The organism is Niastella yeongjuensis, assembly GCF_900110245.1.
GTDB lineage: Bacteria > Bacteroidota > Bacteroidia > Chitinophagales > Chitinophagaceae > Niastella > Niastella yeongjuensis.
The window spans coordinates 54,804-66,598 of record NZ_FOCZ01000001.1 but is presented as its reverse complement, the minus strand read 5'-3'; the positions used below and the strand labels follow the sequence as shown (position 1 = coordinate 66,598).

The 11,795-nt window shown below is 45.3% G+C and carries 12 protein-coding genes and 1 pseudogene; 6 read left to right on the top strand and 7 right to left on the bottom strand.

Annotated elements, in window-relative coordinates; all coding sequences use genetic code 11:
* Positions 1-132 precede the first annotated feature (132 nt).
* From trmD to BMX95_RS00320, 5 genes are all read right to left on the bottom strand, one after another.
* A complete protein-coding gene (gene trmD, locus BMX95_RS00340; protein WP_081199714.1) occupies positions 133-813 on the bottom strand; it encodes a tRNA (guanosine(37)-N1)-methyltransferase TrmD in 681 nt (226 codons plus the stop codon).
* 183 nt (positions 814-996) lie between these two features.
* Positions 997-1,392, bottom strand: a complete 396-nt coding sequence (locus BMX95_RS00335) for an RNA-binding S4 domain-containing protein (RefSeq protein ID WP_081199717.1) — start codon at positions 1,390-1,392, stop codon at positions 997-999.
* Positions 1,393-1,570: 178 nt separating this feature from the next.
* The gene (locus BMX95_RS00330) at positions 1,571-2,932 is read right to left on the bottom strand and encodes a dipeptidase (RefSeq protein WP_081199935.1); all 1,362 of its coding nucleotides are present in this window, start codon (positions 2,930-2,932) and stop codon (positions 1,571-1,573) included.
* Between the two features lie 113 nt (positions 2,933-3,045).
* Positions 3,046-4,029: a cation diffusion facilitator family transporter gene (locus BMX95_RS00325; RefSeq protein ID WP_081199719.1), complete on the bottom strand. Its 984-nt coding sequence runs from the start codon at positions 4,027-4,029 to the stop codon at positions 3,046-3,048.
* A 105-nt stretch (positions 4,030-4,134) separates the two neighbouring features.
* Complete coding sequence (locus BMX95_RS00320; RefSeq protein ID WP_242673107.1) at positions 4,135-5,631, bottom strand: LptF/LptG family permease; 1,497 nt, start codon at positions 5,629-5,631, stop codon at positions 4,135-4,137.
* A gap of 45 nt (positions 5,632-5,676) precedes the next feature.
* Between BMX95_RS00320 and BMX95_RS00315 the strand changes: the two genes are divergently transcribed.
* On the top strand, positions 5,677-6,309 hold the full coding sequence (locus BMX95_RS00315; RefSeq protein ID WP_081199723.1) for a hypothetical protein: 633 nt from the start codon (positions 5,677-5,679) through the stop codon (positions 6,307-6,309).
* On the opposite strand, the gene BMX95_RS00310 is transcribed toward BMX95_RS00315, so the two are convergent.
* Complete coding sequence (locus BMX95_RS00310; protein ID WP_081199725.1) at positions 6,306-6,686, bottom strand: START-like domain-containing protein; 381 nt, start codon at positions 6,684-6,686, stop codon at positions 6,306-6,308. The two genes, BMX95_RS00315 and BMX95_RS00310, sit on opposite strands and share 4 nt — an antisense overlap.
* Before the next feature lie 313 nt (positions 6,687-6,999).
* Here BMX95_RS00310 and BMX95_RS00305 point away from each other — a divergent pair, with 313 nt between their 5' ends.
* The 5 genes and pseudogenes from BMX95_RS00305 (at position 7,000) to rimM (ending at position 11,023) form a co-directional block, all read left to right on the top strand.
* On the top strand, positions 7,000-7,875 hold the full coding sequence (locus tag BMX95_RS00305; RefSeq protein ID WP_207631563.1) for a sigma-70 family RNA polymerase sigma factor: 876 nt from the start codon (positions 7,000-7,002) through the stop codon (positions 7,873-7,875).
* Positions 7,876-8,024: 149 nt separating this feature from the next.
* Complete coding sequence (ffh, locus tag BMX95_RS00300; protein ID WP_081199727.1) at positions 8,025-9,341, top strand: signal recognition particle protein; 1,317 nt, start codon at positions 8,025-8,027, stop codon at positions 9,339-9,341.
* A 216-nt stretch (positions 9,342-9,557) separates the two neighbouring features.
* Positions 9,558-9,734, top strand: a pseudogene (gene rpsP / locus BMX95_RS35780) (30S ribosomal protein S16); the annotation flags it as partial.
* Between the two features lie 30 nt (positions 9,735-9,764).
* The gene (locus BMX95_RS35775) at positions 9,765-9,989 is read left to right on the top strand and encodes a hypothetical protein (RefSeq protein ID WP_394334979.1); all 225 of its coding nucleotides are present in this window, start codon (positions 9,765-9,767) and stop codon (positions 9,987-9,989) included.
* Between the two features lie 518 nt (positions 9,990-10,507).
* Entirely contained in the window at positions 10,508-11,023 is a 516-nt protein-coding gene (rimM, locus tag BMX95_RS00290) for a ribosome maturation factor RimM (RefSeq protein ID WP_242673108.1), read from the top strand.
* Positions 11,024-11,167: 144 nt separating this feature from the next.
* Here the strand turns inward: rimM and BMX95_RS00285 are convergent, their stop codons facing one another.
* Positions 11,168-11,728, bottom strand: coding sequence for a DinB family protein (locus BMX95_RS00285; protein ID WP_081199729.1), 561 nt, complete (start codon positions 11,726-11,728; stop codon positions 11,168-11,170).
* Positions 11,729-11,795 lie beyond the last annotated feature (67 nt).

Genomic DNA, 11,795 nt, shown 5'->3' with positions numbered 1-11,795 from the left:
CCATCCCTTATGAAAAAGACGATTGTCTTTACACTGGTTATGCAGTTGATAATTTATCTGCTTATTTTTTTGATAGCATAATTTACTATCCTGATGTGAAGCGGTTTGGTCTATTGGCGCCAGACCGCTTTTTTAATGCTTATCTAATAAATCAGGGCGGCGGATCTTGGTGCGCTGTATGGATTGCTCATAGCGCCAGTCTTCTACTTTTTTAGGATCGCCGCTTAACAGGATGTCAGGTACTTTCCAGCCTCTGAAATCGGCCGGGCGGGTATAAACAGGCGGAGCGAGTATATTGTCCTGGAAGGAATCCATGAGGGCGGAGGTTTCATCATTTAACACCCCGGGTAATAACCGGCCTATGGCATCTACTACAATAGCAGCAGCCAGTTCTCCACCACTTAATACGAAATCACCAATAGAGATCTCGCGTGTAACAAAGTGTTCACGAATGCGTTCATCGATGCCTTTGTAATGGCCGCAGATAATGATGAGATTTTCTTTTAGCGACAATTGATTGGCGATCGACTGGTTGAACCGTTCTCCATCGGGGGTCATAAAAATAACTTCATCGTACTGGCGGTCTTTCGACAGCGTTTCAATAGCATTGGCCAGCGGTTCACACATCATTACCATGCCGGCGCCGCCACCATACTGGTAGTCGTCCACCTGCCCGTATTCATTAACGGCCCATTGGCGCAGGTGATGCACATGCACCTCCAGCAAACCCTTGTCGCGGGCTCTTTTCATTATGGAATGCGAAAAAGGACTTTCGAGTAATTCGGGCACAACGGTAATAATGTCGATACGCATGGCACAAAGATAATAAATACAGGCTGTAAGCTATAAGCCGTACGCTGTAAGTGGAATACAGCCTAAAGGTAAAAAAGTGAAAGCCTGCGCGGTAACGCCGCAATAGAAATCAGGCCGCAGATTTTAGTCGCGAGGCTTACAACTCCCCTTCCGCCAGCTGGCGGAGGCGGGGGGAGGCCGGTATTATTCCATGAATTCATCCAGGTCCCGACGTTCTTTTTTCGTAGGACGGCCAATTTTACTAAGGCGTTTACCGGTATGAAAGCTCGAAGCCTGGAATTGTAACCGTTCCAGTTCTTCAGCCGGGGTAATATCGATGTAATATTTGATGGCCTCGCTGTGTGCAACGCGATTGTGCAGTAAGGCGGCCACCTTAACCCGCCAGCGGCGGGCTTCGGTTTTAACCTCGTATTCATCGCCCACATGTACCTGGCGCGATGCTTTTACCTGGTCGCCATTGCATTTTACTTTACCACTGTCGCATGCATTGGCAGCCATGGAACGCGTTTTAAATAAACGGATGGACCACAGGTATTTATCTATTCTAAGTTTTTCGGTTTTATCTGTATTGCCGCTCATATTTCCTCTATTTCTTCTACTCCAAAGATACAAAAAAGGCAATAGGCAATGCGCAATAGGCAATAGTGAAAAAGCTAAAAGCAGAAAGGTAAAAACCTAAGATTGAATTACCTTTCTGCTTTCACGTTCAGGCTTTGGGTTCGTGGCTGTTCCCCCACTGCCTTCTGCCCTTTGCCCTTTAAGAAGCAAAGAATTTATGGAAATAAGGGATCGTCTCGATACCCTTATAAAAGTTCACCAGGTCGAATTTTTCATTGGGAGAATGCAGGTTATCGCTATCCAGCCCAAAACCCATGAACACAATTTTTACACCCAGTTCTTTTTCCAGAATAGAACAGATGGGAATACTGCCACCGCCGCGAACAGGAACGGGCTTTTTGCCAAACGTTGTTTCAATGGCTTGTGCCGCCGCCTGGTAGGCTTTTGAATCGATGGGTGTCATGTAGGGTTCCCCACCATGCAGGTTATGCGCTTCCACGGTAACGCCGGCCGGTGCTATTTTGCGGAAGTACTGCAATAGCATATCCGTAATTTTTTCAGAAGACTGGTTAGGTACCAGGCGTGCGGAAATTTTTGCAAATGCTTTGGAAGGAAGCACGGTTTTGGCGCCTTCGCCGGTATAACCGCCCCAGATACCATTTACTTCAAGCGTTGGACGAATACCGGTACGCTCGTTGGTAGTATAACCTTTTTCGCCCCACAATTCTTGTACGCCCAGGTCGTTTTTATATTCATTTTCATCGTAGGGTGCTTCCGCCATCAGCTTTCTTTCTGCAGGCGTTGACTCCACTACATCATTATAAAAGCCGGGAATGGTAATGTGGTTATTTTCATCATGACAGCTGGCGATCATTTTGGCCAGCATGGTAATAGGATTGCCTACTGCGCCGCCGTATACACCACTGTGCAGGTCGCGGTTGGCGCCGGTTACTTCAACCTGAATGTAAGCCAGGCCACGCACACCAATATCGATGGATGGATTTTCCATGCTGATCATGGAACTGTCACTGATGAGGATCACATCGCATTTCAGCAGGTCTTTATGTGCAGCAACAAAATCGGCGAGGTTAGGGGAACCAACTTCTTCTTCACCCTCTATCAGGAACTTGATATTATTCTGCAGGGAGTTGGTTTTTGATAATATTTCCAGGGCTTTCACGTGCATATAGAACTGCCCTTTGTCATCGGCAGATCCGCGGGCATAAATACGGCCGTCTTTGATAACCGGTTCAAACGGACCGCTGTGCCAGAGGTTTAACGGATCAGGAGGTTGCACATCGTAGTGGCCATACACCAGTACAGTTGGCTTGGAAGGATCAATGATCTTTTCGGCATATACTACCGGGTGGCCGGCGGTTTCATACACTTTGGCTGAAGCAGCACCGGCTTCCAACAACCGTTGTTGTACTTTTTCCGCGCATTTTCTCATATCATCCTTGTGGTCGCTGTTCGCGCTCACAGAAGGGATGCGTAACAATTCCAGTAATTCATCCAGGAAGCGATCTTTGTTCTTTTCCTGGTAATCTTTCCAGGCTTGCATAATCATGAGTTTATTTGAGTAATATGTTTGATAGCAATAGGAAGCGAATATATGGTTTTTTATGGGCAGAAGGCAGAGGGCATAAGGCAGAGAATGAAAGGCAGTCTCACCACTCACAAACTATGCTTCTTATCCTGCAATACATTCTCCAGCGTCCACTCAATTTGCCTGGCGAAAGGACGTTGACGAACGGTACAGTCGTTTTGGGTACAGATGCTGCAGGAAAAATCAAGACAGGGATCAGTATGTACAAATAACTCAAACACGGTCCCGAATTCTCGTTTAATAAGGTTGCCCAGTTCTTCTACTTCTTTATGCGCTTCTATCACATTCAGGTACCAGGGCACCGTAAGGTGACAGTCGATATGAAACTGGCCGCCGTATTTTATTACCCGCAGGTTGTGCAGGTCGATCCAGTTGGTGCGGCGATTGGCATTTAGAACGGCCAGCATTTTTTGCAGCAGTTCTTTATCGGCTTCATCCATAATACCGGCCAGGGAATGGCGCAGTATCTGATAACCGGTAACGATAATGATAAAAGCAAAGATGATGGCGGTTACGCTATCCAGCCAGTTGAGGTGGGTAAACCGGATCAATACCAGACCCAGAATGATGCCCAGGGTAGAGTAGGTATCTGTTTGCAGGTGTTTGCCACTGGCGGTAAGTGCGAGGGAATTGTTTTTCTTTCCAATACGAATGCTGATATATCCTACTACAAAATTGATCAATGCAGTAAAGGCTACCAGTACAATACCCCGATCGAGCTGTTTTAATTCAGTGGGATATATAAAATGAAGTATCGATTCGTAAATGATCACCAGGCCGGCCACAATGATGAGTGTGCCTTCAACCGCGGCCGATAGAAACTCGGCTTTGCCATGGCCGTAAGGATGATTTTCATCGCGTGGTTTTGCGGCCACGTATAAACTGTACAATCCTATAAAACCGGCAATTACGTTTACCGTGCTTTCCAGTGCATCAGTCAGGATGGCCACTGACCGGGTTACCCAAAATGCCACTATTTTAACGATGAACAGCAGTACGGCTACTGTTACCACCCATTTCTGTATTCGAAGATTTTCCCTGCCCGAGTTCAATTACATGTAGTTTGCGCGAAGGTAACAATCAACCCCATACAATTTTTACAGTATACTTGAAGAAATTTGAATCTTTGCTCAGAATTGTTAAATTTTCTGTGATTCCTATTCCTCATTGCCGACTGCCTCGCCCACCGAAGTATTAGCGTAGGCGGGTTTTGTTGCAGCATTTTTCTTGCTAACCAGTCTGCGAATGGCCCTGAATGCGCGATAGTAAAATTCTTTATTGAACAATTGTGAATCGTGAAGCGCTTTGTAAATAAGGAACATGCCAATAGGCAGCAAAACGGCGGTTGCCAGCCACATACCGGCTACGGGTTGCAACACATCTTCCTTCACAAACTTTTTCCCGAAGTTGTTCAGCAGGAAAAAGATCACAAAGAACACTACGGCAAATACTACCGGGGTACCAATTCCGCCTTTACGTACAATAGAACCCAGCGGCGCACCTATCAGGAACAACACCAGTACCGCTATCGACATGGTGATCTTTTCGTGATAGGTCATCAGCGTCATACGCAGTTCTTTTCTTTTACTATCATAGTCGTAGGATGGCCCATCGATGCCGTTCTTTGCATAACCGGCATATGCATTGGTTTCATCCAGCACCTTTTGTTTTACGCCTGTGGGCGAAACATCTGAAGCATGTATTTTTGAACTATCTGGTAACAGGTCGAGAAATGTTTTGGCGCCTTTTTTAATGGGCGGCGCTTTTACATCGACCCAGCCGGTATCCATATATTTGGAGAAGAGAAGGTAACCTTGCAATTCACGTTGGTCTCGCGACTGGAATTTATCCAGGCTTTTATTCAATGAATCTACATTCTTGCTCAGCTGCCGGGTACTCAACATTTCATAGCGGTCTTTATAGGCGCTGTCGTTGGTACGGTTCAGTGTGAGCGCACTTAGGTCCAATACTTTTTTGTATTCTTTAAAGCCGAGGCGTATAAAATCAGTGTTATTGCCATAGCGATTGCCGCGTTCTTCATAGCGCCAGCCATTATACAGGGTAAATTCAAGAAAGCGTTTGTCGGCCGAAATCCGCATAATGCCTTTTTCAGCAGCCACGATATTATCCTGTGGGCCGGTGCTGGTTTCGTAAATGATCACATTGTGTAGAATGGAGTCTTTTTCTTTTTTCGAAACCTTGATGGCATAGTCAGGAATGGTAGTATAGAAAACGCCTTCTTTCAGGTCGAAGGCAGGTTTTTTATTTACGAGGTCATAATGCAGGGTTTTCATGCGCAGGTTAGCCACCGGAATAACGTAGTTGTTGAACAGGAAGGCCATGCCCGAAAGCAAAGCAGCCACTACGGTTAAGGGCAGCATAAAGCGCAGCAGGCCGATACCGGCCGATTTGATGGCCACCAGTTCAAAGGTTTCGCCCAGGTTGCCAAAAGTCATGATGGAGGAAAGGAGGATGGCCAGTGGTAAGGCCAGTGGAACCAGGGTAGCGCTCAGGTAAAGCACCAGGCGAAGCATGGTAATAGTATCAATACCCTTACCTACAAAGTCATCGATCCACAGCCAGAAAAATTGCAGGATCAGCACAAACAGGGTAAGGAAAAAGGTTGCGATAAAAGGTCCGATAAATGATCGCAAAACCAATATGTCGAGTTTTTTTATCACGGGTATTATCTTTATAAAATGGACGTCGCAAAAATACAGCTTTCAACAGAGGAATTATCGCTGGTGCAAAATGCTCACTGGCTTTTAACAAAGAATACAATTATTGAAAAAGTGTATGCTTTGTTTGGGGATATAGCCCACCATAACTTGTCCCGCTTCAGCGCGATGCGCGACAACCTTAATGCAAACCCGGCTATTTTATTGTCGGAAGTGCTGATTCCTTCTCCTAAAATTTCAAGAGGGGAGAATTATGGGGGATTGCCCTGGGTAATGCTGGATTATCCGCGATTATTCAACCGGCAGGACACATTTGCCATCCGCACCCTGTTCTGGTGGGGGCATTTTTTCAGCGTAACCCTGCACCTGAAAGGGCAATACAAACAGCAATTCAAGCAAAACCTGCTTACTAACTTGCCAATGCTGGCAAGCAGGGGATTTTACTTGTGTATTAGTGGAGACGAATGGCGCCATGAATTTGAAGAAGACAATTACAAGCCGCTTAGCCAGTTGAATTCGTCTGTAGTAGAAGAAATTCTGCTGGCTAATGATTTTTGCAAGCTTTCCGCCAAAATTTCACTTCCTCAATGGAATCGGTCAAAAGAATTAATAATTGATCTATACGAAACAATTGTTACCTCTATTGGTCATTAATTACCGAGCCGGTGAAACAGGTCTTTAACCTGGTAGCCCCACAACTGGCTTTGGTCTTTAACCTCCCCTTTATCTGCAAAATCTTTGATCACAAGGATGGTTTGGTTAGTAACTTCTGATTTCTCGATTCTGAATTCGAAATATTCATCTTTGGGTGCGTGCAACCAGTGAAACCTGATAAATTTCTCTTCTTCACTTTCCATCACTTCTGCCTTATCGGTAGTACCGTTCCAGGAAAAACTAAAAACATTGTCCCGTTCGTCTACTTTATCAGCAAACCATTCCTGCAGTCCCGCAGGCGTACTTAGGAATTCGTATAAAATGGAAGGAGAACATCTTACCGGATACTCTAACGTAAATATGTGTTTCTTACTCATCTAACCCTTGATTGATCTTTTTTGCAAGTTGCAATGGTGCAATTATAGAAAAATAATGCTACCCTCAAAATTTTTTTTTGGATAAATGGGGTAAAAAGTGCCTAAAAATGAATAAATAAGCAAAAAATCTTCATATATCTGACAACCAGTTGGTTACGAATTATTTTGATGAAAATGGGGAGAAATGGGTATATTAGGTGGATAGTTTTTTAACAACAAAATGCTTGTTCATATAACAAATTCGACAGGTATTTCGTTTTTTTTAAACCATTGACCGTTATTAACCTAAAAAACCCTTTAAAATGTCCTACCTATGAGTATGCGGCAACTCAAGATCACGAAATCAATTACGAATCGTGAATCGCAGAGCCTTGAAAAATACTTGCAGGAAATCGGAAAAGTTGAATTGATCAGTCCCGAAGAAGAAGTAAAACTAGCGGGTTTGATCAAGCAAGGTAATCAAGCAGCCCTTGACAAACTAACGAAAGCGAATTTAAGGTTCGTTGTATCCGTAGCCAAGCAGTATCAAAACCAAGGCCTCTCACTACCAGACCTCATCAATGAGGGTAATTTGGGTCTCATTAAAGCAGCGCAGCGTTTTGATGAAACCCGTGGTTTTAAATTCATTTCTTACGCCGTATGGTGGATTCGCCAAAGTATTCTTCAGGCATTAGCTGAACAATCGCGCATTGTAAGGCTTCCATTGAACAAAGTAGGGTTAACCAACAAGATCCAGAAAGCGTATTCGCAGCTGGAACAGGAGTTTGAACGGGAACCCTCGCCCGAAGAACTGGCCGAACTACTCGAACTCGAAACCGAAGAGGTTTCTGCAACCCTGGGCATCGCTGCCCGGCACGTAAGCATGGACACGCCACTGTCTGAAGGGGAAGACAATACCCTCGTAGACGTATTGGTAAATCCCAATGCTGAATACGCAAACACAAACATCGAGCACAAAGAGTCGCTTAAACAGGAAATCGAGCGCTCTATGAAAATGCTCACCGAGCGGCAAAAAGAAGTAATCTGTTATTTCTTTGGTATTGGTGTCGATCACCCCATGAGCCTGGAAGATATCGGAGATAAATTCAATCTCACCCGGGAAAGGGTTCGCCAGATCAAAGACAAAGCAATTACCAAACTGCGCACCAATTCGCGTTCAAAGGCCCTGAGGGGATATTTGGGCGTTTAACCTTAAAAACTTGCGCCTGGCAAAAGAAACTTTACACAACAAAATTTACTTCCTGTAAATTTGCAGTCCATAAAGTGAATATAACTTGAGGGTATATTCACTTTTTTGCTTTTAGCCCTTAGGCTTAACGAACGCGAAAACAGGAAGTTATGTTTGAAAATCTTACCGACCGGTTGGAGTCGGCCTTAAAACAGATAAAAGGAGAAGGCCGGATCACCGAACTGAATATTGCTGCTACCGTAAAAGACATCCGCCGCGCCCTGGTGGATGCGGACGTGAACTATAAAATTGCCAAGGATTTTACCGACCGGGTAAAAGATAAGGCCTTGGGTGAGAAAGTGTTAACTGCCGTAAGTCCCGGCCAGTTGATGGTGAAGATCGTAAAAGACGAGCTGGTTGACCTCATGGGTGGCAGCGAAAGCGAATTCAATTCAAAAGGCAATCCCGCCGTTATTCTGATTGCCGGTCTGCAAGGTTCCGGTAAAACCACTTTCAGTGCCAAACTGGCTAATTTTCTCAAAACCAGGGGCAGACTTTCACCCATGCTCGTGGCAGCGGATATTTACCGCCCGGCGGCCATCGACCAGTTAAAAGTACTGGGCGAACAAATTCAGGTCGACGTATACAGCGAACCAGAGAATAAAAATGCGGTGCAAATAGCTACCAACGCCATTAAGGAAGCCCGCAGTAAGAATAAAAACGTAGTCATCATAGATACTGCCGGCCGCCTGGCCATCGATGAGGCGATGATGAGCGAAGTAGCCAACGTAAAATCGGCTGTTAATCCCAACGAGATCCTGTTCGTGGTTGACTCCATGACCGGTCAGGACGCCGTGAACACCGCAAAAGCGTTTAATGATCGCCTTGACTTCACCGGTGTGGTGCTTACCAAGCTCGATGGTGATACCCGCGGTGGTGCCGCCCTTTCCATCAAATACACGGTACAAAAACCCATCAAGTTCGTGAGCAGCGGCGAAAAGCTCGATACGCTCGATGTGTTCTACCCCGAACGTATGGCCCAGCGTATATTGGGTATGGGTGATATTACCACCCTGGTTGAAAAGGCGCAACAACAGTTCGACGAAGAACAGGCCCGCAAACTGGAAAAGAAGATCCGCAAGAACCAGTTCAACTTCGAAGACTTTAAACAACAACTGGAACAGATAAAAAAGATGGGTAATATCAAAGACCTGTTAGGGATGATCCCGGGTGTTGGTAAAGCCATCAAAGACATCGATATCAGCGACGATGCCTTCAAGGGCATTGAAGCCATGATCAACTCCATGACCAGGCAGGAACGGGAAGACCCCGATCTGATAAACATGGGCCGTAAGCAGCGTATTGCCAAAGGATCAGGTAAAGGTCTCGATGAGGTAAATGCCTTTTTGAAACAGTTCGAGCAAATGAAGCAGATGATGAAAATGATGAATAAGATGCCGATGGGGCGGATGGGAATGAAGCGCTAGAAATTTTTTTTTAGGGTTGAATTGTGGGTCTATCAGCTTGTTTACCAGCTAACTTATCAACAATTTAACGCGTATCATCTTCAGAATGATGGCATGATAAAAGGCAAAAATTTCAACTGAATTATTAAATTTGGAAAAATCGTCTCGATTGCTATTTTTGCAATCGTTATAATGGAAAGTAACCCTATTTGTTAAGCATTTAAATTTCTATTTAAGATGCCAGTTAAAATCAGACTGCAACGCCATGGGTCTAAAAAAAGACCATTTTATTTCATCGTAGTGGCCGATGCACGCTCTCCGCGTGATGGAAAGTTTATCCAGAAGTTGGGTACATACAACCCGCTTACAGTTCCTGCAACAATTCAGTTGGATCGCCAGAAAGCCTTAGATTGGCTTCATAAAGGTGCTCAACCTACTGATACTGTGCGCAGAATTCTGTCGTATAAAGGTGTATTGTACCTGAAACATTTGTTGCGTGGTGTGAAACTGGGTCTGTTCGACGAAGCTACCGCTATGGAGAAATTCCAGAAGTGGCATGCTGAGCACGAGGTCCAGGTTAAAAAGCGCCAGGAAACAAATGCAAGGGAAAGAAGGCCGCGCAGAGGCGGTGCTGGTGCTCCTCCGGTAAGACCGCGCAGAGGAGAATAAGCTACGCAGTATAGCTAACTGTCAACTTGTTAAATCCCGTTTAGGTTCATCCCTGACGGGATTTTTTTCTTTTAGGCCCCTTCCGCCTAAAGAGGGGCAGTAAATTTCAATGGGCTGCGATCTGTTTAGGTCGCAGCCCATTTTTTTGCCCGGAAATGCCAGCGGAATGGCAGCCTAATGGCCTAAGTATTGCCTGAGGACTGCCTGGGTATTGCCTTAGCTATGGTAGCCCCCAGAGTGATTGTAGGCGGTCTCCAGGCAATATCCCGGCCACCTGACCACCATTCTCCGGTACTATTACGGTACCATCTGAATGCGATATTCGTCCGGAATACCCGGCATTCCATACAGACATAACCCGGACCTTACCCGGATAAAATTCCTTCCAGGTCCTTGTGAAGTCCCTGTGAGGTCCCTGTTAAGTCCTTGTGAGGTCATCCTTAAACCGGGTATTGTTCATCAAAAATCCAGGACCCGGCATTGCCCATTGCCACCTGAAAAGTTACCTTTGCCACCTTATGACCAACTACAACAGCATTGGAAAAATAGTGGCCACTTTTGGGGTGAAGGGCGAAGTGGTGTTGCAACATCAGCTTGGGAAAAAATCTTCATTGAAAGGTCTTGAGTCTGTTTTTATTGAAGAAAAGAAAGATGAAATGCTGCCTTATTTCCTGGAAGGCGCCCGCATAAAAAATGATGACGAACTATTTCTGAAGTTCGAAGGCATCGAAACCAAGGAAGCTGCACACAAATTGATGCAAAAAAGGGTTTGGCTGCCACAGGAGGAATTTGAAAAATATGTTTCCAAATCGGCCCCCATTATGCTGTTGGGGTTTCATATCATCAATGAGGGAGCCGACCTGGGTCCAATCCTGGAGGTCATCGAGCAACCGCATCAGCTCCTCTGCAGGATCGATTTAAAGGGCAAGGAAGCCCTGATACCAGTGCATGAGGACTTTCTACTTAAGATAGATCAAAAGAAGAAACAAGTGCATGTAGAGCTGCCTGACGGGCTGTTGGATATCTATAGCTAGATTGATGGGTTGAGACAATATCAAATAAACAGCTGTTACAAGTTACAGGTTGCAGGCTGCAAGGCATGAAAAACAATTTGTATTCCCCTGTAACCTGAATCCTGAAACCTGCAACAGCCTCTTTATATCATTCCTTCCGGTTATTTAAGAAAGGTCTCTCAAGGTATTCTCGATTTGCACAAAATGCCTTTGATGATGGGCAATGATGAACCCAAACACATCGCCCATTTTTAATTTAAGCAAAGGCGTAATAGAGATTGGGATCCGGATAGCGTTTATATTCACCTGCCGGGCCATTTCGAGCAATTGCAACAGGGTTATTTCCTGCTGGTCAAACTCCTGCAACACCTTCAAACCATCGAGGACAGGCGCCGGGTTGTGATTTTTTACCGTTTTACTTTTATGGGTGATGGTACCATCGGCTTTGGGCCGCATACTATTGGTAAAATAGCCGCCCAGCCAGCCGGACGTAAAATATTCGATAGCCGTATCGTTGTGGGCATTGATGGCCTTTTGCAGCTCGGGCAGGTAAAAACGGCCATAGGTGTTCAGGTGTTCAATTACCTGGACCACACTCCAGCGGCCGGGTTCGGGTTGTTTTACCAGCAAACCGGCCGGTAATTGTTTCAGCTGGGCTAACCGCCCCAGAATCTGGAGGGTATCGGTTTGCATGGTTTCCAGGAATGTAGCTGCTTGTATTTTCATGGCTGTGTTGGTATTGATAACAGCACAAAGCTACCAACCCTTTTATTCAAAAATCTTGGCGCTAACC